Genomic DNA, 25,947 nt, shown 5'->3' with positions numbered 1-25,947 from the left:
AATTCATTTTCTTTGACTAATTCACAATCTCTTACGCCTTAAACGTCAACACCGGACTCAATCGCGCCACAACGTCCACCATTTCTGCCTCAACTTGCACATCAATTACAGACTGAATCGGTTTGTAGGCAGCAGGTGCTTCCTCAATTCGGCGTTCTTCACGCAAGGTGATGCAGTCTACTCCGGTTAATCCCAGTTCTGCCTGACTTTGAGATGCACCTTTGCGACTGAGGTCGAAGCGAGAACGAATTCTTCCCGCCCCATGTGACGCCGAATTACAAAATGCTGGATTCCCTTTACCCACCATCAGATAAGAATAAGCACCCATCGAACCAGGGATAATCACTGGTTGTCCAAGATGGGCAGGACAAGCGCCCTTGCGTGTTACCCATCCCTGACCTTCTGGTAAGGTGATGTTATGGGGTAAGTCATAAACTAAAGGTGCTTCGACATCTTTGTATACTTCTCGCAAACGCAGACGTAGCAATTCTGCTAACAACAGGCGATTGACAAAAGCGTAGTTAGCAGCAGTGGCCTCAGCTTGTAGGTAACTGGCAACTAGTTCAGGATGAGAAGAAGTAGAGAGAGGAAAAATTTGAGAATCAGGGTACTTTAGACCTTTTTGCCAAGTCGCCTTCGCTCGATCTCGCCACATTCCCCCAATATACTTACCCACGTTTCGAGAACCAGAGTGAATCATAAAAGCTAGCTGTCCCTCGCGCACTCCCCAGGCGTGGGCAAGTGGGCGATTTTCAACTTTATCAACCCGTTGCACTTCGACAAAATGATTGCCGCCGCCAATGGTTGCCAGTCCGCCATCGCGTACTAGTCCAGCATCGGGAACCAATTCTTCAGGTGCTAGTTTCCAGTCACCATCCATTGAACCACCTAAGAAGATGCGTTCGCTCTCTTGGGCAAGTTGTTGCAAATCAGATTTGATTACACTCCCTGTAGGCTCGTCTAGCATGGCATCCAGCCAACCGGGAACCCCGTACTGAAATAGCGATCGCATTGCTTGAGCAGTCATTGTCACATCACGCGTACCGAAGAAGTAATCCCCCTTCATCCGTTCTACGAATTGGTCGCGCTTTGCCAGGAATTCCTCAATTGTCAAATCAACAACATGCAGGCGCATCCCACAATTGATGTCAGAACCGACAGCACCAGGAATGACTTGACCCACAGTTTCTACGACTGAACCAATGGCAACACCCGCATCACCTGGGTGAAAGTCAGGCGTAGCACAGGCGCGACAAACGCATCCACCTGACGGGTGACGGACGCTTGCTAAATTTGCTAACTGCTTTAATGCCTTAGCTTCTACGGGGAAGTCTTCTGGCAGCAACACTTCTGCTACAGGGGCATCAGGAGAATTAACTAAACGAACTGAATAAGTGCGATTGTTATAAGTTACATCTAAACCTTGCCGCTCTAAAGCACGCAGGAGACGTTTGAGATTTTTTGGCTGCATGAAAACTCCAAATAAGGTCTTAAAAAAGACCCTTTGTTGTGAAGAGAGGAGGAGACTTGGTTCAGCAGCCGCGTCTCAATTAGTGCAGAAGGTCATTTTTCCAGAACTGTGGGCAAAACAACAAGTTAATTCTGACTAATGTGGTTATATAGCCTTAATAACACACAGTTTCATCAAATGACAAGTGTTTTGTAGTACGTTGTATTTTTGATGGGCAACGGTTACTCAGTCAATCTAAAGCTGTAAAGAAATTTGAAGTTTGGCGAAAAACTTTTAAAAATCTCTAGACTCTCCAGCCGGCTAGAGAGTCTAGGATAAATTTAAGGCGACTCTCTTTCCAGTTATTTCTAATGTGTGAGAGATACGTCTCAATCATCCAGCCCGATCTGGCTAAGTTGTTCATATTATCCCGTAAATCTATGACTCTCCAACTCACAGTTCCCAACATGGCTTGTTCTGCTTGTGCAAGCACCATCACCAAAACACTTCAGGCAGTCGATGCCAATGCTAGCGTTCAAGCCGATCCAACAACCAAGCTTGTCAGTGTTGAAACTCAAGCATCAGAAACAGCAATTAAGGAAGCATTAGCTGCTGCGGGTTATCCAGTTGCTTAATTTTTAGCAAGAAAGGCAGGAGGCAGTGTTTCGACTACGCTCAGTGACCACCTGCCTCCTGCCTTCTTCACGCTCCTCACACCAATCACAGGGGTTCATCTAGTTATGGATACTCTCACACTCAAACTTCGAGGCATGAGTTGTGCCGCTTGCGCCAACAATATCGAAAAGGCAATTCGCTCTGTTTCTGGGGTAATTGACTGTAACGTTAATTTTGGAGCAGAGCAAGCTACGATCGAATACGATCGCTCTCTAGCGAATTTAGAGAAAATCCAAAGTGCGATCGCAGCTGCGGGATACTCTTCTTACTCACTTCAGGAAGAATTGCTCACCGAAGAAGATGATGCAGAGATTGCGAGTAGGCAAGCATTACAACGCCAACTTTCCCTCAAGGTAGCGGTGGGAGGTGTAATCAGCATTTTCCTATTTTTGGGGTCATTGCCCATGATGACTGGGCTAAATTCACCCTTGATTCCAAGTTTCTTGCAAAATCCTTGGATACAGTTAGTGCTGACAACACCTGTCGTATTCTGGTGTGGAGGATCTTTTTACCGCAATGCTTGGAAATCCCTCAAGCGCCATACAGCAACGATGGACACGCTGATTGCTTTGGGCACAAGTGCAGCGTATCTATATTCTTTGTTTGTCACTATTTTCCCCAAATTTTTTATTGCTCAAGGCTTGATACCTCATATCTATTATGAAGTTGCCGCCATTGTGATTACCTTAATTTTGCTGGGGCGGTTGTTAGAAAATCGCGCTAGGGGACAAACTTCTGAAGCTATCCGCAAACTCATCGGACTGCAAGCTAGAGATGCCAGAGTTATCCGTGATGGTAGAGAAATTGATGTTCCCATCGCCGAAGTCAGAATCAACGATGTGATTTTAGTGCGTCCTGGTGAAAAGATTCCAGTGGATGGCGAAGTGATTACAGGCGCTTCAACGGTAAATGAAGCGATGGTGACGGGTGAAAGTTTGCCAGTCAAAAAGCAGCCAGGAGATGAGGTGATTGGGGCGACGATTAACGGTGCGGGTGCATTTCAGTTTCGGGTGACACGAATCGGAAATGATACGTTTTTGGCTCAAATCGTCAAACTAGTGCAACAAGCACAAGGTTCAAAAGCACCCATTCAGCGCTTGGCAGATCGAGTTACAGGATGGTTTGTACCAGCTGTGATTGCGATCGCGATCGCCACTTTCGTCATTTGGTTTAATTTCACTGGCAACCTTACCTTAGCAACAATGACAATGGTGAGTGTACTAATTATCGCTTGTCCTTGTGCTTTGGGTTTAGCTACCCCCACATCTGTAATGGTGGGGACGGGCAAAGGTGCAGAAAATGGCATCTTGATTAAGGGTGCTGACAGCTTAGAACTAGCACACAAAATTCAAACCATCGTTTTAGATAAAACCGGTACTTTGACTCAGGGGAAACCTACAGTTACAGACTTTGTAACAGTCAACGGCACAGCTAATGGTAATGAAATCCAGCTTTTACAGTTAGCAGCAACGGTAGAACGCAATTCTGAGCATCCTTTAGCTGAAGCAGTTGTAAAATACGCCCAGTCTCAAGAGGTGAGTTTAATAGATGCAAAAAACTTCGTAGCTAATGCAGGTAGTGGTGTGCAAGCAGTTGTGGCAAATCAGCTTGTGCAAATTGGTACACAACGTTGGTTAACCGAACTTGGAATTAACACCATCACTCTCCAGCAATATAAAGATGCCTGGGAAGCTGCTGGTAAAACAGTTATTTTGATTGCTGTAGATGGCGAACTACAAGGAATAATGGGTATTGCCGATGCCCTAAAACCTTCATCAACAGCAGTGGTGAAAGCCTTACAGAAGTTAGGTTTAGAAGTAGTAATGCTCACCGGAGATAATCGTAAAACTGCTGATGCGATCGCTAGACAAGTTGGCATAGAGCGAATCTTTGCGGAAGTCCGCCCAGATCAAAAGGCAGCGATTATTCAATCTTTGCAAGGGGAGATAGAGAAATTTCCCAAATCCAAAATCCAAAATCTAAAATCTAAAATTGTCGCAATGGTAGGTGATGGCATAAATGATGCGCCAGCCTTAGCACAGGCTGATGTGGGAATTGCCATTGGTACGGGAACAGATGTAGCGATCGCAGCTAGCGATATCACCTTAATTTCTGGAGATTTGCTCTTAATTGTCACGGCTATTCAACTTAGTCACGCTACCATCAATAATATTAAGCAAAATCTCTTCTTTGCCTTTATTTACAACGTCATTGGTATTCCTATTGCGGCGGGAATTTTGTTCCCTATCTTTGGTTGGTTACTCAATCCAATTATCGCCGGGGCGGCGATGGCACTTTCTTCACTTTCTGTTGTTAGCAATGCCCTGAGATTGCGTAACTTTCAACCAAAAAGAATATTCTCAGCCTAAATAGGCAAAATGGTCAATTATTACCTATTCACGCAACAACGCCCTTTTGGGTGAATTATTAAGTTCGCCAACAGTATCGGTTGCTCATTTCACCCCGGACACCGGACGCACATTCAAACAGAGATAACGACGCCCACCCGATCTGTTGCAGCGTGTGGTTATACCATTTCACAAAAAATATGATACAGATGCAAACGCTCAAACATCTGCTACGTCTCAGTTTCTTAATTTTGAGTTTTGAATTTTGAATTTTGAATTGGTATTATGCCTTCAGGATACTGCTTCACACAGCTTCCAAGAGTTCGATCATTTTTTCGGCAACGCCTTTGGCAGAAGCGGGATTTTGGCCGGTGACGAGATTTCCATCGGCAATACTGTATGGCTGCCAAGGTGCGGTCTTATGGAAGATAGCGCCTTGTTGGGTGAGGGCTGTCTCCAACTCGAAAGGCACATCAGCTTTAGCGTAGTTTTCTTCTTCGTCATTTGTAAATGAGCTGATATTTTTCCCGGCCAGTAAAAAGGTTCCGCTACTCAGCTTGACGTTGAGCAGCGATACCGGGCCATGACAAACAGCCCCAACGACCGCCTTTCGCTCGTACGTCTCTTTGATAACCTTCTTAAGTAGCGGATGTTCAGGCATATCAACCATCGGCGCCAAACCGCCAGGTATGAAGATGGCGTCATACTGACTAACATCTACGTCTGACAGTTTCTTGGCTTTCTGCATTGAGGCCCATCCTTTTCCTACCAAAAAGGCCAGATTATCGGGGTCGTTAGCTAGATTGAGCGCGTCCAGAAATGGAGTATCTCCGGTAAGACTTGCAAAGTCAATTTGGTATTGTGCTCTGTCGAATTCAGCATATGGATGCGCGACTTCCGGCAAAAAATTGCCTGTCCTTCTGTTGTGTGGACCAATGACGTAAGCATTTGAAACGACGATCAATACTTTCTTCGACATAATTGCTCCTTGGCGCGGTCAGTTTCAATATTTGGTTCAAAAAGCAGGCTTAATCCCCAGCCTCCCCAGCTCCCCCTGTGCCATCTCACAAAATCGCATTGCTTTCTCGTAATGCTCGAACGGATAAGCGTGCGATCGCCAATGATATTGAGGCGAGAGCCAAAAAGCCAGAGACATTGTATCATTCGATTGCTGCTGTAAATTAACTGCTTGCGTAATCAGCTGTAATTTTAGTTATGTGGTTAAGAACGAAGAAACTTAATGACTTGCAGTGATAATAGCTGCCATCAACTGCTCAATATTCCGAACAAACCAGTCAATTCCAGAGCAAAGAGCAACCTTTAGGCTTGAAAGTTAATGTTGCGATCGCAGGTTTAGCCTTAACTGGATTAGAGTTGTATTGGTTTCTTCTCTATAAAAGTCGTGATTCCTGATTAGTGTCAGCCCTGAGAGGTGTTTTGAATAATCGGACAAATTGTCTTCTCATGATGGTCGCTGGTATTCTTCCAGCCTGAAAGTAATCCATTAATTTCAGAGCGCAAAGTTAACAGCTGATCGATTTGGCGATCGATCTGCAAAACCTTCTCTTCAAGTTTTTCTTTGATTTCACCACAAGGAGTTTGCCCTCGATCGTAAACCTGAAGAATATTTCCAATCTCCTCTAGGCTAAGACCAAGATTTTGTGCCCTTTTAATGAATGCCAGACGAGTTAGCACATCCAATGAAAACTGGCGAAAGCCTCCGTCTGTTCGTCTGAATGAATTGATTAAGCCTAAACTCTCGTAATAACGAATTGTCCTGATGGGTATTCCAGTTAAATCTGTTACCTGACCAATTAAAAGCAGTTTTTTCTCTTGAGTTAACATGGTAGATTTTCCCAATTCTTGTAATTATTATTACATATTTTCTGAAATATTAAGTAGTTTGCGAGTTGAACCAAATATTGGCATCCGTATTGGCAATTTTTATTTAATTAGAGATTTTACTAAGTTTGAAATTTTCAAATATCTATTCTAAATGGATATTTGGAATTTAGCTAATATTAAATTTGCATAGCTTTAACATTTTTTATAATATTTTTTCCAGATTTTACTTGATGATTTTTATCTATTTATTGGGTAGCTGTTTCTCATGGTACTGAAAGTAACTGTTTTTTTGAAGTTGCCATGTTATTTCTAGATCAACTGCTTCACTTCAAGTGAAACCATAAAAATGAATCTCAACTCGCAGACTTTTAGCTCAATCCGTAAACCTAAAATTTTCAATAATCCAGAGCGTTTTATTGAGGGATGGTATTGGGTAACACCCTCTCAAAATCTGCGGGTGGGTGAAGTAAAACCTGTCACGATTTTGGGTAGAGAATTAGTAATTTACCGTGGGAAAGATAAAAGAGTAGTTACCTTAGATGCTTACTGTCCACACATGGGCGCTCACCTTGCTGAAGGCAAAGTTGAGGGTAATGGACTACGTTGTTTTTTCCACCACTGGAAGTTTGATGCTGAGGGGATGTGTATTGATATCCCGTGTTTAGATATACCACCTTCCCTAAAATTACAAACTTGGCCCACTGCTGAAAAATATGGGATGATTTGGGTTTGGACTGGAGAAATACCACAGCAACCCCTACCTTTTGTTCCAGAGTTAGAGCAAAAAGAGTGTGATGTCGCCATCCATTCCCACTTCTTGCTGAACTGTCATCCCAATGTGGTGATGATTAATGCAATTGATGCTCAACACCTCAATACAGTTCACAAATTGCCACTAGAAATTATTTTTGAAAGACACGAACTAAATGAGAATGCAATTATCTTCAGTAATACTACACCCATCAAAGACAATTTCTTTTTGATTAAGCTCATCCGTCTTTTCTACAAAAATGTCATAACTTACAGTATTTGCTATTGGTACGGTAGCATTGGCATTGTGACACTTGGCCCTGATTTCTTTCATGTCCACATGATGGTTGCAGTTCGCCTCTACGAAGGGGGAAAAACTGAAGGTCAAGTTCTGTTGATGACTAAAAAACGTAAAGGAATTTTTGGTTGGTTATGCAATCGAGTTGTGCTATGGCTGACTAAGATTGCGGCTAAATACTTTCTCATGGGTGACATCAAGATTCTTCAAACAATTCAGTTTGATTTGAAAACTCCCATCAAAGCAGATTACTCAATTATGCAGTTTATTAACCATGTTGAAAAACAGCAATCTCTAATGTGGGGGACTTGGCAAGAAATGCGATCGCGCGATGTGGAGAGCAAGCTTAGGCGTGAGAGATGGGAAGATACAATGAGTAATGACTAACATCATGTTTATATGACCAAAATTCCGTCAAACTGCTTGGCCAATTAAACGCACACGATATCATAACTATTGTCAACAATCTTTGCAAGAAATGAATCGTTTGTAGGGGCGTATAGATGTACGCCTCTACCAATGTATGTCTAGCAAGTATTTTCCGAAATGATATAACAATTAATAAAAATTAAAAGTTTAACAAAGTTACTTTTTTACTGGATTACTAGATAAATAAAAGAAGTGGCAAAGCCACTTCCTAATTCCCAGGTAGAACCTAAGTTATGAGTATAACGACTACAAAAAAATGAAATAGTATAAACAAACACCAATTAACTGAATATCTCTATTTTCCTTGTTTATAAGTGAGTAAATCCTGATTTTTATGTACCAAATAACTGTATATTTACATAAGTCTCATGATTGTAATGCAGACTCAAGTTTATCAAGCTCATCGTTAAGATATGCTAGTTTTGCCTCTTCATCAAGAAGTTGATGTTCTAATTGAAACTTGACTGCCGTACCAGCCTCAATAGCCAAAGCTTTGTTCATCTGCTTAAACTTCTCGCTGCGGATGTCAAATTCTGCCTGAAGTGCGTCTAGTTTTTGTTGCGATCGCCGTCGTTGTCCAGCAGTTATACTAGTAGAAATTGGACTAGTTTCAATAGTTGCTGCTTCACCAGGCAAAAATTTACTTCCACCAGCGTAATAACAAAGGGGAAAATTATCGCCCAAATCCAGAACTTTATTTACAAACGGGTGCTGCGGCCCTGATGCTCTTTTTGGCACTTGGTCAAACAAGTAAACTAAAATATCAAGAATACGTGCATATCCATCCTTATTCACGGCTGCTTTACCTTGCAAGGCTTCCAACAAGCAATCTGTAAAAGCACTGTAGGGTTGACCTGTGTAGGAATATTCGTCTTCTCGTGAAGAAGCAACCACAACTCGACCGCTTCCTGTTCCTAGCACATTTAACAGTTCCGGCGGTAAGGGTGATTTTACAAAGGTTTCTCCTGGTTCCTTCAAAGCTGGAACGCCGCTTGCATGACAGCAATCTAATAAAACTACGAGTTTACGCGCTGTAATTGCTTCAATTTTTTGGGTAAATTCTACACCTGAGATAGCTGTGTCTGCGCGTTGACTGGGGTCATAGCCGAATGGTACAAGGAAGTATTCATTGGTGCGCTGGATGCGTCCACCGTGACCAGAGTAGTAAATGATGACTGTCGCATCAGAATTTTGATTTACCTGGGCGATGATTTGGTCAAAAGCTGCAAGGATGTTTTGCCGAGTTGCAGAGGTTTCGGTTAGCAGTGTGACTTGTTCTGATGGATAGGCGGCGCGATCGCTATCAATCAGTATATCTCGTAAAGCCGTTGCATCTTTGACGGTGACTGGTAAATCAGCACCTACGCCAATGAGTAATGCATAACCGTTGGTAAAAGTTTGGTTTGTCATGCGGTACATGAGGAATGCGATCGCCTAGCCTAACACTAGTTACAATTTGCCGTAGCAATTTTTAATTACACACATTTAGAAAATTTTAAAGCTTTTAATGACCAAAAATATTAATATTGAGTAGTCTTAGCTATTTTACTGATGTGGAAGTTGGGTTCATAGAAGGCTCTGTAGTTTTTGTAGCTTTTTGTCCAAATATAAGATTACGTAATTGGGATATCACTTGGAAGAGGGATGGCGACTTGACAAAACATTTAAGGTCTTGTGTTAAGCCGTTAAATCTATTGCGATCTACATCACCTGAGATACCAGGAAAACCAGTCTGATCTTCCCGGTATTGGTGAAAAGTGTAAAATTGCCAACCGCCTGGAACATTAGGAGTATCTGTATCTAAGTGTGCAATCCACAGAGGATAATCAGCAAAGCGTGAAGTGTTCCCCAACTTATTTTGCCAAAAGGAATTTCCTGTGTATATTATCGGCTTGTAACCTGTAGTAACTTCCACCGCAGTTAATACCTTGGAAACACGGTCTAACCTCTGTGTCAAAGTTAAGTCATCCCAGTGATCTTTCTGTCCTTTATTGTAATAATCTGGCTCAATGTCTACTACTGGGGGGAGATCACCTGGTTCTATCTCTAGGGCTTGAGCAAACATTTTTACCTGCGGGTCAACCTCTTCAGAAGGACGAAAGAAGAAATAAGCCCCACGAATAATACCAGCTTTCTTCATGGCAGACCAGTAAGAAGCAAATCGAGTATCTTTCCTATAGGTTCCGTAGTTCACTTGGGCATAAGCAAAGTAAATACCCTGACTTTTCACTTTTTCCCAATCGATATTCTCGCTGTAATCAGTAACATCAATACCAAGCGCTTTGTCATTGGCCTGTGGCTCAAGGAAAGACTGCATACACATAGGAATTGCTTTTGCTGGCTCGTAAAGATACCAAAAACTGACATTAACCAGTGCTAAAGCCAATCCAGAAAAAATTAAAGACTTGGGAAATTTATTTTTTGCCAATGGAGGCTCTACAGCTTCTTGATTGCTAGAGGCAAAGCTCCTCATTTTACGAGCATCAATCAGTAGTGGCTCAAATTCTGCTAGTGGCTCTGCTAAAGTTTCTACCAATGATGCTAATCGAATTAAATCCGCTCTATCGGTCTGATAGGCTTTTTTGAGAGTAGCTGTTAGTTCATCAGCTGCCTGACTGGGTTTAGTATATGCGATCGCTGTCCAATACTGAGCTTGAGCAAAGTCGCGCAGATCGGGATCATCACTTTGAAGTTGTTGTTGTACATAATCAAGTAAAAACTTCGACAGTTCATTAATCCTCTGTTGACCAAACTTTTCATCTTCCTGTAATCGCTTTAACAGCACATTTCGTATGGACAAATCCATTTCATAGAGTTCATGCCCAACTTCATCACAAAGGCTAGAAAGCAACAGATCCGCTACCCCTATCCAGGGGATATCTAGCACTTCGGCGTGAATATCTCGCTGGAAATTAGCCCATATACGATATAAAAGATTGGGTGTGAGCGCTAAGGGAAAAGCAGCATGATATGCCAAATACAGGTGCGCTTTTCCGAATCGTTTACTAAAAGACTCTATACGTCGGTTAGCAACTTGAGGGCTAATTTTGCTCATTTCCTCTGCTCCTCAAACTTCGTAGTCCGTCCGCGCACCACATTTACAGCATCTTGTAAACCCCGACGATTGACTTCAAACATTGGGACAAGGCGGGCAATTTCTCCAGATGTTGTCCCAAGCCAACGCTTTTTTGGCATCGGATTCAGCCAAGCAATGTAACGCACCTTTTGTTTCAACTGAGCAAGAAATTTTTTGGTTAATTCGTAACGTTCCTCGCTATAACCGCCACGGGCAGCGCCAGCATCACTATAAATTAATACGGCTGTCCGATTAGAACAATTGTGAGTAATGATATCACTGACTAACTCTGCTTCTTGATAATTGCGATCGCGGTAGAGATATTCAATCGGGCAATTGTGAAAATAGTAAATCCCAGATTTACCTAAACGACCCCCGCGCCAGGAAGTTGTTGCCAAACGATATGACATCTCATGAAAAGGCACCATTGAGCCATCTTGGTCAATTAGTAACAATAGTTCTGCTCGGTTCACTCGACGGGGTAGCAAAACAGGTTCGAGTAGTAAACCTTGATGTCCAATCTGTTTGACTGTTCTTTCTACGTCCAACTCTGTGCATTGTCCCTCACGTATCGGGCGGCGCAAGTAGCGCCAAATCTGCTTCATTTGCCGTTCGGTTACAGGAAGATACTCAGTAGTCAAGATGAAACGATTGTAGAAAATTTCCTCACTTCTACTGGTAGCTTGCAGCACAACTTGAGCTACTTGTACCTCATCTTCTATTGTTTGTGTCAATTTTGTAGGAACAGGAGAAGCAACCGAACTGGGAGTTGGTTCGGGAAGGGAGGCATTCTGCTCAATGCGTTGTTCAACCCTCCGCTTAAATATCCACCTGCAAAATATATATCCAGTTCCAGCACTCAAGTTTATAACTGATAGCAAACTCCAAAAAATTAAATCTGGCTGGTTTGTGTCTTTTGGCTGTGGCGTTGGCTGTGGTGTTGGCTGTGGCGTTGGCTGTGCGGTTGGCTGTGCGGTTGGCTGTGCGGTTGGCTGTGCGGTTGGCTGTGCAGTTGGCTGTGCGGTTGGCTGTGGTGTCGGATTTCGCTGTTTTAAAGCTAGTTCAATACCCAAGACAATTACTACTCCAACGAACCCCAGAATCAAGTAGCGAGTAATTAGAGATAATTGATGCTGTCCAGAATGTCTAACAACTTTTTCTGACGTTGGCAAGATACTATTAATACTTATCAATTGCTCAAAGTGATATTCAAATAATCGCAACTCCTCAGCAGATTTGATCCACAAAGTCTGGCACAGACGCTTCAAAGCAGCTTGGTCATTAATCCCAAAGCCAGCTTGTATCGCTTGCAAAACTAACTGATACTCCTCTATACCGAGTGGTAAGCCAGCTTCGCGCAGCTTAGTAAAAAGTTCCAGTAGAGGCAAATCATTCACTTCCACGGCTCTGTCTCAAATAGCGTATATGGTCATCCCAACTTTTTAGCAACACACCAGCATAAGGTATTTTGCCATCCAGCTGTGCCAGAGCTTCATCTTGAGGATACCGACGCAGGACGCGAAACCAGTCAATTAATTCGCTGGTGCTGACTTTTTTGCCACTCTCCCCTTTATCTTTTCGCATTTCTTCCCGCAGTAGTAAGAAGCGAACTATTGCTTTATCTACCAAAGCTTGAGGTGAAGCAGGAAACAAAGCGTTAACAATCTGTATCAACCGCTCACGACTAGGAAATTCCACATAGTGAAACAAGCACCGACGCAAAAAGGCATCCGGCAAATCTTTCTCATCATTACTGGTGATTAAAACAATTGGCGCTGCCTTAGCCTCAATTTCCTGACCTGTTTCCTCGACAATAAACCGCCGCTCATCTAATTCCAGCAGCAGGTCGTTGGGAAAGTCAATATCAGCTTTATCAATTTCGTCAATCAGTACGACAGTGCGATTTTCTTGCTGAAATGACCGTCCTAGAGGCCCCCAGCGTACATAGGTAGTTGGGTCATCAATTCGCTGGATTTGTTCTACTGTAAGGCGATTGGAAGCAGCTAGCTGGGCATCCCGCAACCGTCCAACGGCATCGTAGTTATACAAGCCATCCCTTGCCCGACTAGTGGATTTGACATACCAAGCTTCCAAGTTCAAACCTAGCTCGTAAGCAACTGCACTTGCAAGTTGAGTCTTACCGCATCCCGGTTCACCTTTCAGGAGTAAGGGACGTTCCAAGTAAATCGCTAAGTTGACTGCTTCTACCAGTTCAGGATTAGGTAAATAGGGATATAATAGCTGTCCGTTTGCCCCCCTTTCTCCTAGTTGGGGCTGCACTTTACCTGTATATTCCAAGAGTTTTACGCCTACAGCCTTAACCATTTTTCCTCTTCGTCATACCAATTACAGCCAGACAGGTGACAAATTTCGCCTAATGCGGGTTCGGGAATGCCATTATCACTATTTTTCAGTATTATTTGTACTGTTTCATCTAACTGATCTATAAGTTTAGTAGGCAATTCATCTGCTGCATACTCTAGCCAGTTAGTCAGTTCATCGTCAGAAAACTGGTTAATCTCAGGCAGTTTCACAGGGTTATCTGGCTTCCAAGTAGAGTCGAGTCGTTCTACAAAAGGAATATTCCAACTACCTACGCAGCCGTCATAATCTACCAGGAACATTAATAATTTGAATTGACTCGCTTGCGGGCTAGCCGTCTTAACTTTAGCCGCTAATAGTAACCAGAAATCTCGGATCAGATCGTGCAAAAGACCTTCCGAAAGACAATCGACATCATATAAAATTAGCAAAACATTTTGAGTTAGCCACCATTGATAAACTCGTTCAGCAATTTCAGGAATTGAGCTTTGTCTACCCAGACCAACTCTACCACTAAGTTCCCGCCACAATGCAGCACTGTCACTTCTCCGAGCAATGCGACTGAGTTCAATTCGCACAATCTTTCCCGTCATAATATTGGGAAGATTTTGTCGCATTAACCGATTTAACAACCAGCGTTGACCATAATAAAGTGAACCGTGGATTAGAAAGGCTCCTACTGAATTAGTCTCAATAAATCTCCGAAATGCTCGCGTCTGCTCTCGATAGCCCAATTTCAGCAAAGCACGATACACTTTTTCACTAGATAAAGTTTGTTCGAGATCATCAAGTTGCCGATCCAATTCTTTTAGTTCAGCTTCAGTTTGTTCAATTTGCTTTTCTAATTGGAAGCGAATAAGAGTATCTGCTGCGATCGCATAATCGTGACGCAACCTTTTTAACTTCTCGGCTACTAGATAATCTTGCTCTTGTAATGCATCAATTTCTTGTTGTAGATGCTGCTCGGAAGACATGCAGATACTTTTTGAGTTAACTAATCTTTACTCACTACGACTAGCCAGATTATCGATCTACAAATCTGGTTTAATGTGTTTGATTTCAATAGCTAAAATATTATTGCGACAGGAGATGTCATTTGTATAATTTATTACTTATGTAATTTACCAGTTATAAAACTAGTATAAAAACTTTATCTCCATAGTCTTCCTACATTCTAGCAAGCAAACTGATGTTTAGCATACCACTACTGACTTGAATTCAATACAACGATAATTTCTGCAAGCCTAATTCCCAAAAGTTTCCAGTGGGGATTGCTGGAGGAAAAAGTACTATCTCCAGACACCGCTTGATAGTCATTGGGGAATTTTTCAGAAGCATTGGGAGCAGCGTCTACTCGTAAAATGATTTTGCCTTGATAACGGGATAATTTACTACTATCTAACAAAATCGTGCCGCCGTAATCCCAACCCAATCCATAGAGTTTAAAATTACCTAATTTTTTACGTAACTCGCTCAACGGGGTTCCCACTCCAATACCTTCGCGGGTTTTCCAAGCCCAAGCCAGGTTACGCACATCTAGAGGTTTGGTACGAGTATTATCACTCCAAACTACCAAGAGCGATCGCCCCTGATTTAGATTTACCTGAGTAGCTGCAAAACTACCTATTCCTTCAGCACCAGAAATTGTTTTATCAACGAGATGGGATGCACCAAACAGTTTGACTAAATCCTGCTTGGTGGTTGTGCGTGTTATCGGGCCAACTCTTTCCCCAGGAACAATTAAGGTATCTTTTAAGGGTTGCGATTTAGCAACAGTAATTGGGTGATTGATTTTCTGGGGTAGTGCAAAGGCTGGGTTTGCTGAATAGTTTAGCAGTAAAGCTAAAGTAGCTGTAGCAATGCCTTTGATTGATGAATTCATGGGTTTTATTTCGGTTAGTAGAACATGAGTGAGGAGTACTCATAATTTAACTACTACAAATTACCAATTAAAGATTCCCGATTTCCCAATAACTTTATTTCATGGCTCTAGTTGCGTTTAAAATTGCCAGCATTGCTACTCCGACATCAGCAAATACAGCTTCCCACATTGTCGCTATCCCGAAAATACCCAATCCAATAAATACACCTTTAATTGCTAACGCAAATCCAATATTTTGCCAAACAATTTGCCTTGTTTTTCTGGCGATTTGGATTGCTTCTGCCACTTTCGATGGTGCATCTGTCACGATTACAATATCGGCAGTTTCGATCGCTGCATCTGAGCCTAATCCACCCATTGCCATACCAACATCTGCTCTAGCAATCACTGGGGCATCATTAATTCCATCCCCAATAAAGGCAACTTTACCATGCTTGCCGACGGTGCTGAGTAACTTCTCAATGGCATTAACTTTTTCTTCAGGTAATAACTCTGCTTCGTAGGTATCTATACTAAGCTGTTGGGCAATTCGCGAAGCGATATCGCTTGGTTATCTCCTGTCAACATTACTGTTCTCTCTACACCCATTCGCTTGAGTGCTTGAATAGCTTCTCTCGCATCTTCTTTGAGTTCATCAGCAATCACAATATAGCCAGCGTAAATCTTATCCACTGCTAGGTGAATAACTGTTCCTTCTAACTGGCAATTATCGTGAGAAATCTTCTCTCTATGTAATAGGCGATCGCTTCCCGCTATTACTACCCTATTTTCAATCTTGGCTCGAATTCCATAGCCTGCTATTTCTTCATAATCTCCGATCTCAAATTCATCGATTTTTCCACCATAAGCCTTGCAGATAGATTGAGCGATAGGATGATTTGAGTGCGATTCTACTTTAGCAGCTAATAGCAGCAGTTCTTGTTCATTCCAGCCATTTAATGGTACTATCTCTACTACTTTGAATACACCTTTAGTTAATGTCCCAGTTTTATCAAAAACAACTGTATTAACTGCATTTAAAGTATCTAAAAAAGTAGAGCCTTTAACCAAAATCCCACGTCTAGCTGCACCTCCCACACCTCCAAAGTAACCTAATGGAATACTGATAACGAGTCCACACGGACAGGAGATAACTAGTAAAATCAGGGCCCGATAAACCCATTCGGAAGAAGTTGCACCCGAAATCAATAAAGGAGGCAATATTGCAACTGCTAGCGATGTAAAAACTACGATTGGTGTATAATATTGGGCAAATTTAGTAATAAACTTTTCTGTTGCGGCTTTTTTACTTTTGGCATTTTGCACCAAATCTAAAATCTTGGCAATAGAAGATTCATCAAATAGTTTTGTGACTCTAATGACGAGCGCACCTATTTTGTTAATCGTTCCAGCGAAAACTGTTTCTCCAATTCTTACCGTTCGCGGTACAGATTCTCCAGTTAACGCAGATGTATCAACTTGCGAATTACCATCTATAATTTCGCCATCTAAAGGAATTTTTTCTCCCGGCTTGACAACAATAATATCGCCAATGTTTACTGTTTCTGGCGATACTTTCTTTAGTTCTCCTTCTATTTGGATATTTGCATAGTCTGGGCGGATTTCCAATAATGATTTGATCGAATTACGAGAGCGACTGACGGCAATATCTTGAAACAATTCTCCAATTTTATAAAATAACATAACTCCGACAGCTTCGGGTAATTTGTGAATTGCGATCGCTCCTAATGTTGCTACCGTCATTAAAAAGGTTTCATCAAATACTCTACCTCGGACTATATTGCGTCCAGCAGTTTTTAAAACACTCCATCCACTTAATAAATAAGCAGGAATGAAAAGTAGATATTCTCCTATTGAGTAGAATGTATTGTGTAATTGATTTTCAAAAATCACACCAGGCGCATATAAACTTAAAATTGCTACCAAAGGCAATAGCTCATTTTTCAGATTGAATTCTCCCCCATGTTCATGATTGTGGTCATGGTTATGATTATCATCATGATTATGAACATGGTTATGATTCTCGTGATGGTCATGTTCACAGCTGCAACAATCTGAAGATTCCGAATGTACTTTCTGCTTCATTTTTTATATGTAGGCTAGTAAATTAATTGAGATATGAGCCTTTTTTTAAATGTAATGAAAAAAAGAAGTTTTTACAAGTTCATATTTCAAGAACGATAATCTATCTCAATCCGATTCGGTTAATGTTTTTTGATGAAAATTTGAGATCGCTAAAGATGCCATAAATTGCCATCAACACGAAAGACTGATTATTGTAGAGACGGCGATTCATCGCGTCTCTTGTCTTAACCGAACAGTATTAGAATCTATCTCAAATTTATTGCTAAATACATCAACTACCTTTTGATTAAAATTAAAATTTTTAATTTTGTAAAGATAGCTATAGCGGCTTTCAATTGTATAAAATTTGTAAAATATAACTTTTGTTCGTAGCGAACAATTTATTGCTCTGTATAAGAATTTAAAGGGCTAGAAGGGCTAATTACTAGCTCTAATTTAATTAAGCTTTTATACTTAGAGCAAGCAAATAATAACCGTCTTGGCAATATACAGCGGATTGAAATTTGCTCAATTGTATAAGGTTGCGTCTAAAAGCGATATATCAAGCCTGTTTGATTGCTGAATTATGATGTAGTAAATAATTTCCGGTCGAACTGGTGTAGAGATGGAACTTTTTTGGGTAACAAGTGTCTATCTAGCTATTCTCAGGGAAAATTCACTTGAAGTTTGAAAGTTAATCGAATACCCTAATCTAATAGACAATTTTCTCAAGGAAATCTATGAACAAAAAAATTCTTCTGAATTTGCTTTCCAGTTCCTCAATTTTTGTGTCAATGATGTCTACGCTGGTAACATTTCATCCTGCCCATGCTAGTGGTAGCATTACACAGAGATTACTGCACACACAAGACGGTCGTACCTGTATCACTAACCCACATGGCGGACAAGATTTTGTGTGCATTCGAGATTCGGAGAGAAAACGTCCGTATACCTCTAAAAGTTCCTCAACAATTGTCACATCAGTATCAGATCGGAATGTTGCCATGTTGAACTTTACTGAAGAGGAAAGCGATGCTGCAATTAGGGTATTTGGTTGCGACTGTCCATTATGTATAAATTCTTTGCGTCAGTTGCAGGGTACTGGAAACTTGGTGTACTAAGATTGAATAGCGCTGATAGCGACTATAACTTTTGTTAGATACCACGATTAATCACGCATAAAAAATATACGAAACCAAAAAAGCATTTTTAACTAAGTACCACTACTATTATTTGATAACATGTAAGTTCATTGCTGGGGCAATTTATGAATTGCCCCAACAGCAACTATTTTTGCATAAGTACTGAGAGAAAAAGACGCACAGAAATTGCCACTTCCTATTTATTCAACCACCTCATTCACAGGGAATCTATCAATCAACTGCATCGCCCGATAGGCATTACGCAAGAAAGAGTCTCGCAAATGGGGAATGTGGGGTATCTGCGACAATAAATCCAAAGTCCGGCGTAAAATTCTCACTACATCGCCTTCATCCAAGGTAGTGTTCTCGCAGAGTTCTGTCCACTCCATTCCCAGCGCCCATTGTTCGACTATGGCAATCAACTCAAATTCCAACCATATCGGCAGTGCTACGTTATAGCGTCGTTGTCGTTGGAACATTTGGTGGCGAATTCCCCGCAATTTTTTCAAAGCTTCTGTCACTTCATTACTTAGATCAAAGTTAACCTTGCTATCTGGACGGGGCGTTTCCATCACCAAAGCCGCTGCTGCTGCTGCTAAATGATGCGGGTCTAAATTGTCCAATTCACCACTAGCGAATACTAAACCCAACCACAATTCATTTTCCCCTCGAATGGCGGCAGCGATTTGCCCTAATTGTGTGGGAACTAAGTTATCCAAAGCGTCAAAGTGTTGCAGAATGGCGATTAAATTGAGAAATTCTTCCCAATGACGTTGTGACTGTTGCTCTACATGCCCTTGCAACTGTTCGAGTTCGGCTTCTAGTTCGACATAACGGGCCCGACGTTTGAAAAGCGTTGCCGCATTGCCTGATTGATGTAGGGGATGAGCTTCTAATTGCTCTTGAACAGCAGTAACGTGACTGAGTTGTTCTGCTACTTCTGGTGCTAGATGCAAAGATTCTATCGGATTGGGAATACGCACGGCGATCGCAAAGCTTTCTTCGTTACCACGGCGCGATTGTCCTGGCTTCAAAGGCATCTCTGGCGGTGGTAATACATCAGGCGGCACTTCAATTCGCGGCAGTTCGGCATACAAATCGACTACATCCCCTGTGGTTGCCACATACCAGCGGTTATCGTGCCCCAAGCATACCAAGTAAGGAGCTTGACCAGAACCGGGTGATTTCCCCACTAAAACTGCCGTTACGGGTGAAGACACTGTGATATTTTTGCCTTTGAGACTCAATAGAGTTCCTGACACTGCAAAGCCTAACATCATCACCAATTCCTCTTGGCGGTCTTCCTGTGCTTGCTCTTGCAAAGTTTTCAATATCTGGCGTTCCACCTTCAGGCGTTGCCGCAATTTTTCATAAACAGCCAGTTCATTTTCATTAACTGCGGCGATTTGCTCATGAAGTTGAGCTAATTGGGTTTGCAATTCGGCAATCTCATCGTATTCTGGCCGTAAATGCAAGGTCGCCATGTACTGCCCAAAACTGCGCTCTATCAGTTCCCTGGTTTGTTCTAGGGTATGGGTTTGCAGCAAGTTGAGTACCATGCCATAACTGGGCGTAAACTGGCTTACTAGAGGGTCTGGCTTGGATGTTCCCAAATACGCGGCTTCTTTGGCTCCTTCAAAGGGAGTTTGGACTGTCACCACATGACCTTGTTTGTCCATTCCCCGGCGGCCTGCTCGTCCTGCCATTTGTAGGAATTCGGAAGCGTTCAACAGGCGGTGTCCGGTATCAGTCCGCTTGGAAAGGGTAGAAATTACCGTTGTCCGGGCGGGCATATTAATTCCTGCTGCTAGTGTCTCGGTGGCGAATACTACTTTAATCAGCCCTTGCTGAAATAGTTCTTCTACCAGTGCTTTCCAAGCAGGTAAAATCCCAGCATGGTGGGCAGCAATTCCCCGATACAGAGGCGCAATTTGTCCAGAACGTCCAGCTTCGGGATTGCGAGCTAAAAAGTCATCAATCTGTTGCCGCAAAATTTGGGACTCTTCATTATTTACCAGCCATAAATCACCCACTTCCGCCACCGCTTTATCACATCCCCGGCGGCTGAAGATAAAGTAAATTGCTGGTAGCATATCCCGTTGCTCTAATTGGCTAAGGATAAAAATTATACCTGGAGCTTCAGGTCTACCATTTCTCCCCCTATCTCTTTCTCCCCCTTTCCCTTTTTTCTTCTGAAGGCGGGGGTTAATTTTGGTTTTGCTATCATTCAGCAGGGGAAATAACCCTTTGGGATTGCAAAAGTGAAATTCTAAGGGGACTGGGCGAAAATCGGAGTAAATCAGGTCAGTTGGGCCGTGAACGCGGTTTAGCCAATCGGTGAGTTGATCGCTATTGGCAACCGTTGCTGAGAGGGCTGCTAGTTGCACTTCACGGGGACAATAGATGATTGATTCTTCCCAAACAGTACCGCGCTGGCGATCGTTCATGTAGTGGCACTCATCAAGGATCACCGCTTCAACGTCTACTAATGAGATGCCGATTTGCCCAATGGGTGTGCCATAGAGCATATTTCGGAAAATTTCTGTGGTCATCACCAAAATCGGTGCATCCCTGTTAATGGAAGCATCTCCAGTTAACAGCCCGACTCGATCGAAGCCGAATTTTTCTCGAAAGTCACGTAATTTTTGATTCGACAGCGCCTTCAGGGGAGTAGTATAAAACACGCGTTTTCCTCGCGCTAGGGCGCGATAAATAGCGTATTCCCCGACTAATGTTTTCCCCGAACCTGTGGGGGCACATACAACTACAGAGCGCCCAGCGTTCAGGGACGCGATCGCTTCTTTTTGAAACTGATCCAGTTCAAAGGGAAATATAAACCCTAAGTCAAGTTCTGGAGACGGTGCAGGATAATTCACTCAATCACATTTGCAACCAGATTGTTTACTATACTAACGAGTCTTTTGTCAACTTCGTTAGTGGTCATTTGTCATTTGTCCTTTGTCCTTTGTCTAAAACTAATGACAAATGACTCTTATTTATTTTCCCAGTTCTTGCGATCGCTCTGTGGCAGCTTTGACTGCTTCAATTAAAGCGGAACGAAATCCTGCCTGTTCTAGCTTGGCAATCCCCGCAATGGTTGTACCGCCGGGACTGGTAACGCGATCTTTGAGTTCTGCTGGGTGTATTTTGGTTTCCTGCAACAGTTTTGCTGTTCCCAGTACGGTTTGCAAGGCTAGTTGATTAGCAATTACTCTAGGTAAACCTGCGGCTACTCCGCCATCTGCAAGTGCTTCTACCATGAGCGCCACGTAAGCGGGGCCGCTACCAGATAGCCCTGTAACTGCATCCATCAGCCCTTCTGAAACTTCCACCACTTCACCCACAGCAGAAAAAATTTGCTGTGCTATTTGGTGATGCAAGGCATTAGTATATGCACCTGAACAAATCGCGGTAACTCCTGCTCCCACAGTGGCCGGGGTGTTGGGCATTGCTCTAATCACTGGCAATTGCACAAATGCAGCTTCTAGCTGACTTAAGGGCACACCCGCCAAAATAGAAACGATCAGAGGTGAATGTTCTCTATTAAGAATATCAATATCTGCTAATTCTTGAGCGATCGCGCTAAACACCTGCGGTTTTACTGCCAAAAATAGAACTTCTTTTGCTTCGGTGAAAACCTGGCTATTATCTGTCGTCACAGCAACACCGTATTGCTGCTTTAAAAAATCTAGGCGTGAAGATAATGGTTCGCTAACTATGACTTCTGATGATTGATAAATTCCACGCGCGATAAGGCGGGATAAGAGCGCTTCTCCCATTACCCCACCACCAATTAAGCCAAATTTTATAGTCATTAGTCATTAGTCATTGGTCATTAGTCATTAGTCGTTTGTCATTTGTCACCATGAGCAAAACTCAGGACAAATGACAAAGGACAAAGGACTAAATACTAATTTAACTTTATTGTGCCATCCGGTTAGTTTCGTTGCCCCAGGTTTGATTTGGAGTACCTGTTGTCGGACGAGAGGGACGTACTGGTGGTTGTGGTACTTCATGAAGAACGCCACCTTGGGTGCTAACTTGGACACAACTTGGTGTAAACAAAAAGATGCTCTCACCGATGCGCTCTTGATGTCCATCTAGTGCGTAAGTACCACCTGCAACAAAATCTACTGCTCGTTGAGCTTGATCTGGGTCCATGATTGTCAGATTTAATACCACTGACTTGCGTTCGCGCAACGCTTGAATTGCCTGGGGCATTTCTTCAAAGGTGCGTGGTTCGAGTACTAAAACTTCCGAAATTCCGTTAATTGCTCCTGGCATACCAATCACATTCCCCATTGGCTTTGAACCTGCTGTCATATCATCTCCCATTGTAGGCACTGGTTCCCGCCAGCGTCGATTTTGAGCGGCTGGACTCTCTTGTGGTGCTGGCTGGGGATTTTCTTGCTGATACAGATTTTGGTAATTATTATTATCTGTTTCTGGTTCTTCTTCGTAATACTCGTATTCTACTTGCTCATTTAGACCCACAAAGTCTCTGAGTTTGGAAAAAATGTTGTTCATTGTGTGTGTACTCTCCTGGTGCGAATAGCCTGCATTGCCTTGGCTGAGGATTGATTGAGCTAGGAGCAATCGCTACATCGGTGGATACTTCAGCAACTGTATTCCTAGTTGTAGCCTATACTACGGGTTTTGGCGATGAACTGACACTTATTGGAAAGGTCTGTGCATCGCCTAAACACAATAATGAGTAAAGATTATATCCTAAGGTTTATCCGAAGGAGACTTCTTTATACCCCATTTTCTTTTGGCGATTGCTCTTGTCAATACTATATCCTTTGTTTCCGATTGCACCAGTCTGTTACAAAATTCTTGTCATCAAATCTTTAGCTTCTATTAATACCCAAGAGTAAGACTGATGATTAATCGGCTAATAGCGATCGCCAAACAATATGGTTCCTAATCGTACCATCGTTGCGCCTGCTTGCACCGCCAGTTCGTAGTCGCCTGACATACCCATAGATAGGTGCTGCATTTTAATATGCGACCAGTTTTGCTCCTGGATTTCTTTGGCTAGCTGACGATTGCGATTAAACACACTGAGAATTTCAGAATCATTTAATCCTGAAGGCGGAATTGTCATCAAACCTTGAATTTGTAAATTTTTGTAAGAATTGAGTGTGGGTAAATCAGCCAAAAGTGCTGGCACACTCCAACCAGACTTGTTGGGATCGGGGAGAATTTTCACTTGCAGGCAAACCTGGGGACTCACTCCTAGCTGTTGCGCCAATTGGTCTAAGCGCTGTGCCAGCTTCAAATTATCTACGGAGTGAATCCAAGGAAAATGCTCGATGGCTTTTTTGGCTTTATTGCTTTGCAAATGTCCAATAAAGTGCCAGGTAATATCCGGTAAGTCTTGCAACTCGGCTTGTTTGCTGGCAGCTTCTTGGATACGACTTTCCCCGAAATCACGAATTCCTGCGTTGTATGCAGACCGAATGGCCTGGACAGAAACTTGCTTGCTAACAGCAATCAATTTGACTGAAGTTGGCAGTGAGGAACGAATGGAAAGAATACGTTCGGAAATCGAACTGTTCATTGGAAGGTGCGCTGGAAAACACTCTGAAGCTGATCGTACTCCTGAGAATGCCCACTGCGCCGCAGAGTACGTAAGCGATTTTCCAACATCATCCTCGCCTCAGTACGTCCTAGAGACTGGAATTTAACACCTTTAACGTCATTCGCCACCAAAAAAAATAAGCGCTGGGCATAAAGTGTGGTGAACAAATCCTGGTTCTCATCAACCATACAGATTTTGTAGAGTAAACCCCAAGTTGGATGGTTTATGTAAGTTTCTGCGTTTTCTGGATTCATTTAAGAGTCAAGGTGTAGTCAAGGTGGAAGTATATATATCTTTTCGCAGTGAATTCCAAACATTCAGACGTAATACCAACATTCGTCAGAATATTTGGTTAAAATGCGAAGCTGCGGTTACGAAGACCTCGATCTAGTTCCTAATGGGCAGATGAAGCTAGTGGTAGTGAAGCGCAATGGTACAACAGAAGCCGCGAAGCATAGATTCAAAGAGTAGAGGCTGTTTGACAAATATCACCATCTGCTTTGGTGACTTCAATTTAGCAATCTGTAGGGACAAGGCACAAAATATTGCCGCTCCTCTGGTTGAAAGTTCGACGTGAGAAGGAAAAACACCCTTTGAAGTTCCCAACGGCAACGGCGAATTTTTCAACTTCTTTCCATACTGCCACAACTGTCGCCCAATGGCACAAAATTAGGTACTGGAAAGAAAACTACTATTTATGCAAAAGGTTTATTAACTATCCAGTATTTTCAGTGGGGGAATTTGTGCCTGAACATTGTGCAGAGATTCATAAGGGTACTCGGTCAAAAATCTTCAGATTAGTTTGTAGTGTTCGCGTAACGCTGGTTAATATCAAAAATCTACAGGAAATGCTAGGGGATCAATTTTATGGCTGGGTAGCTATTCAAATTACCCTACCATATTGTTACCCATAGCTCAATACTGTTTGGTTAAAGCAAGGACGCGATGAATCGCTGTCTCTACAATAATTAGTCTTTGGTAGAGAGGGCGATTTAATGTTTTACTTCTGACGCCTTGGCGGAGCGTCTCCGGCTTTGCTCCTAAATTCTGAATTCTGCTGTGTTACCTCTTACCATTTTTTCGGTGCAAAATTACGCTTGAGTTCCTATAGCTAGCCGTATTCCCCAGAATAAGATTAAAGTTGCGATCGCCAGCCAGTCACGCCCTTTTAATCGTAAATCGTGCCACTGGACTCGATGCTCATTGGGACTAGTAAAACCCCGCACCATCATGGCATTTGCCATTTGGTCGGCTCGTAAGAGCAGATTTTCCAAAAGTCTCTCTGCAACTGTCATCCAAACCTTGAATGCTCCTTTTAATCCCAGCTTTTTCCAATTAATTGCCCTTGTCATCACGGAGCGAAATAAATTTTGCACTTCTTCCAAAACCAAGGGAATGAAGCGCAAAGACAAGGTTAAAGTTAAAGCAATTTCTGTGACAGGCAACTTGAAGCGTCGCAAGGGTTGCATTAAGCTTTCTATACCAGATGTGATTTCTTCTGGTGCGGTTGTCAGCAGATAGAGGTTGGTGCTGTAAATAACCGTAAATATAAGTGTACTCAAGCGTACTGCCAAACTCAAGGAGTAGCGAGTTACTTTAACCGGGCCTTTGTGAAATAGCACGTAGCTGTAAGCTTTTTTCTCGGCTGCTGGCTCTTGAATATTATTAGAGTTTGCTTGCTGGGTTAAGATTTGTTCGTTAGCTGGCAAACGTGACTGATAATCTATACCCAGACCATCAGGACTAATGGCTGCGATCGCTAGCACAAAAAACGATAGCATTAATAGCCAACCCATTTGCTGTTGCCATACGCGTCGAGGAATTCTGGCAATCAAGGTGGCAATAATCAAAATTACCACCAGCAGCACCCGCCAATTGTTGTTGGCTAACACATAACTAGTTAAAAAGCTCATCAACCAAGCGAACTTGACTCGCGGATCGATTTTATGCAGCCAAGTTTGGGGTTGTTCTAAATAAAGTCCAAGTGGCAACGATCGCAATAAATCCATGTTTTGTCATTGGTCATTAGTCATTAGTCATTAGTCATTAGGCAAAAAACAAATGACTAATCATAAGTGAAAA

Annotated in this window: 20 protein-coding genes and 1 pseudogene; 5 read left to right on the top strand and 16 right to left on the bottom strand. The window is 42.5% G+C overall.

The features are described 5' to 3' along the window. Positions 1-31 precede the first annotated feature (31 nt). A complete protein-coding gene (locus NSTC731_RS16655) occupies positions 32-1,471 on the bottom strand; it encodes an RtcB family protein (protein ID WP_445631754.1) in 1,440 nt (479 codons plus the stop codon). A gap of 419 nt (positions 1,472-1,890) precedes the next feature. Here NSTC731_RS16655 and NSTC731_RS16650 point away from each other — a divergent pair, with 419 nt between their 5' ends. Next, entirely contained in the window at positions 1,891-2,085 is a 195-nt protein-coding gene (locus NSTC731_RS16650) for a heavy-metal-associated domain-containing protein (RefSeq protein ID WP_094350009.1), read from the top strand. A 105-nt stretch (positions 2,086-2,190) separates the two neighbouring features. Next, complete coding sequence (locus NSTC731_RS16645; protein ID WP_445631753.1) at positions 2,191-4,494, top strand: heavy metal translocating P-type ATPase; 2,304 nt, start codon at positions 2,191-2,193, stop codon at positions 4,492-4,494. Positions 4,495-4,777: 283 nt separating this feature from the next. On the opposite strand, the gene NSTC731_RS16640 is transcribed toward NSTC731_RS16645, so the two are convergent. Next, entirely contained in the window at positions 4,778-5,452 is a 675-nt protein-coding gene (locus NSTC731_RS16640) for a type 1 glutamine amidotransferase domain-containing protein (protein ID WP_445631752.1), read from the bottom strand. 77 nt (positions 5,453-5,529) lie between these two features. Between NSTC731_RS16640 and NSTC731_RS16635 the strand changes: the two genes are divergently transcribed. After that, positions 5,530-5,658: a hypothetical protein gene (locus tag NSTC731_RS16635; protein ID WP_445631751.1), complete on the top strand. Its 129-nt coding sequence runs from the start codon at positions 5,530-5,532 to the stop codon at positions 5,656-5,658. Positions 5,659-5,892: 234 nt separating this feature from the next. Here NSTC731_RS16635 and NSTC731_RS16630 read toward each other — a convergent pair whose 3' ends face one another. Beyond that, a complete protein-coding gene (locus NSTC731_RS16630; protein ID WP_445631750.1) occupies positions 5,893-6,318 on the bottom strand; it encodes a heavy metal-responsive transcriptional regulator in 426 nt (141 codons plus the stop codon). 346 nt (positions 6,319-6,664) lie between these two features. On the opposite strand from NSTC731_RS16630, the gene NSTC731_RS16625 reads away from it, so the two are divergent. Further along, complete coding sequence (locus NSTC731_RS16625) at positions 6,665-7,753, top strand: aromatic ring-hydroxylating dioxygenase subunit alpha (RefSeq protein WP_445631749.1); 1,089 nt, start codon at positions 6,665-6,667, stop codon at positions 7,751-7,753. A gap of 408 nt (positions 7,754-8,161) precedes the next feature. Here the strand turns inward: NSTC731_RS16625 and NSTC731_RS16620 are convergent, their stop codons facing one another. The 7 genes and pseudogenes from NSTC731_RS16620 to NSTC731_RS16590 all read right to left on the bottom strand — a co-directional run bounded on the left by NSTC731_RS16620 (position 8,162) and on the right by NSTC731_RS16590 (position 17,160). Beyond that, positions 8,162-9,205, bottom strand: a complete 1,044-nt coding sequence (locus NSTC731_RS16620; RefSeq protein ID WP_445631748.1) for a caspase family protein — start codon at positions 9,203-9,205, stop codon at positions 8,162-8,164. Positions 9,206-9,335: 130 nt separating this feature from the next. Next, complete coding sequence (locus tag NSTC731_RS16615) at positions 9,336-10,850, bottom strand: glycoside hydrolase family 25 protein (RefSeq protein WP_445631747.1); 1,515 nt, start codon at positions 10,848-10,850, stop codon at positions 9,336-9,338. After that, on the bottom strand, positions 10,847-12,274 hold the full coding sequence (locus tag NSTC731_RS16610) for a hypothetical protein (RefSeq protein WP_445631746.1): 1,428 nt from the start codon (positions 12,272-12,274) through the stop codon (positions 10,847-10,849). The genes NSTC731_RS16615 and NSTC731_RS16610 overlap by 4 nt, the downstream gene beginning before the upstream one ends. Beyond that, positions 12,261-13,196 (bottom strand): AAA family ATPase, encoded by a 936-nt coding sequence (locus NSTC731_RS16605; protein WP_445631745.1) that lies wholly within the window; start codon positions 13,194-13,196, stop codon positions 12,261-12,263. Before NSTC731_RS16605 ends, NSTC731_RS16610 begins: the two co-directional genes overlap by 14 nt. Next, positions 13,181-14,167: a hypothetical protein gene (locus tag NSTC731_RS16600; RefSeq protein WP_445631744.1), complete on the bottom strand. Its 987-nt coding sequence runs from the start codon at positions 14,165-14,167 to the stop codon at positions 13,181-13,183. The genes NSTC731_RS16605 and NSTC731_RS16600 overlap by 16 nt, the downstream gene beginning before the upstream one ends. A 230-nt stretch (positions 14,168-14,397) precedes the next feature. Continuing rightward, positions 14,398-15,075: a hypothetical protein gene (locus NSTC731_RS16595; RefSeq protein WP_445631743.1), complete on the bottom strand. Its 678-nt coding sequence runs from the start codon at positions 15,073-15,075 to the stop codon at positions 14,398-14,400. Positions 15,076-15,169: 94 nt separating this feature from the next. Next, positions 15,170-17,160: pseudogene (locus NSTC731_RS16590) on the bottom strand (heavy metal translocating P-type ATPase). A 719-nt stretch (positions 17,161-17,879) separates the two neighbouring features. On the opposite strand from NSTC731_RS16590, the gene NSTC731_RS16585 reads away from it, so the two are divergent. Next, positions 17,880-18,260 (top strand): hypothetical protein, encoded by a 381-nt coding sequence (locus NSTC731_RS16585; RefSeq protein ID WP_445631742.1) that lies wholly within the window; start codon positions 17,880-17,882, stop codon positions 18,258-18,260. 221 nt (positions 18,261-18,481) lie between these two features. On the opposite strand, the gene NSTC731_RS16580 is transcribed toward NSTC731_RS16585, so the two are convergent. The 6 genes from NSTC731_RS16580 to NSTC731_RS16555 form a co-directional block, all read right to left on the bottom strand. After that, a complete protein-coding gene (locus NSTC731_RS16580; protein ID WP_445631741.1) occupies positions 18,482-21,157 on the bottom strand; it encodes a DEAD/DEAH box helicase in 2,676 nt (891 codons plus the stop codon). A 120-nt stretch (positions 21,158-21,277) separates the two neighbouring features. Further along, positions 21,278-22,096 (bottom strand): pyrroline-5-carboxylate reductase, encoded by an 819-nt coding sequence (gene proC, locus NSTC731_RS16575; protein ID WP_445631740.1) that lies wholly within the window; start codon positions 22,094-22,096, stop codon positions 21,278-21,280. A 106-nt stretch (positions 22,097-22,202) separates the two neighbouring features. Continuing rightward, positions 22,203-22,808 (bottom strand): cell division protein SepF, encoded by a 606-nt coding sequence (locus tag NSTC731_RS16570; protein WP_322659462.1) that lies wholly within the window; start codon positions 22,806-22,808, stop codon positions 22,203-22,205. Between the two features lie 367 nt (positions 22,809-23,175). Beyond that, entirely contained in the window at positions 23,176-23,844 is a 669-nt protein-coding gene (locus tag NSTC731_RS16565) for a YggS family pyridoxal phosphate-dependent enzyme (RefSeq protein ID WP_445631739.1), read from the bottom strand. Further along, positions 23,841-24,119, bottom strand: a complete 279-nt coding sequence (pipX, locus tag NSTC731_RS16560) for a transcriptional coactivator PipX (protein ID WP_069068710.1) — start codon at positions 24,117-24,119, stop codon at positions 23,841-23,843. Before pipX ends, NSTC731_RS16565 begins: the two co-directional genes overlap by 4 nt. Before the next feature lie 837 nt (positions 24,120-24,956). After that, positions 24,957-25,874, bottom strand: coding sequence for an energy-coupling factor transporter transmembrane component T family protein (locus tag NSTC731_RS16555; protein WP_445631738.1), 918 nt, complete (start codon positions 25,872-25,874; stop codon positions 24,957-24,959). Positions 25,875-25,947 lie beyond the last annotated feature (73 nt).

This window comes from Nostoc sp. DSM 114167, assembly GCF_052692655.1.
Note: the sequence above shows the minus strand (reverse complement) of the source record. Positions and strands in the feature narration are given on the sequence as shown.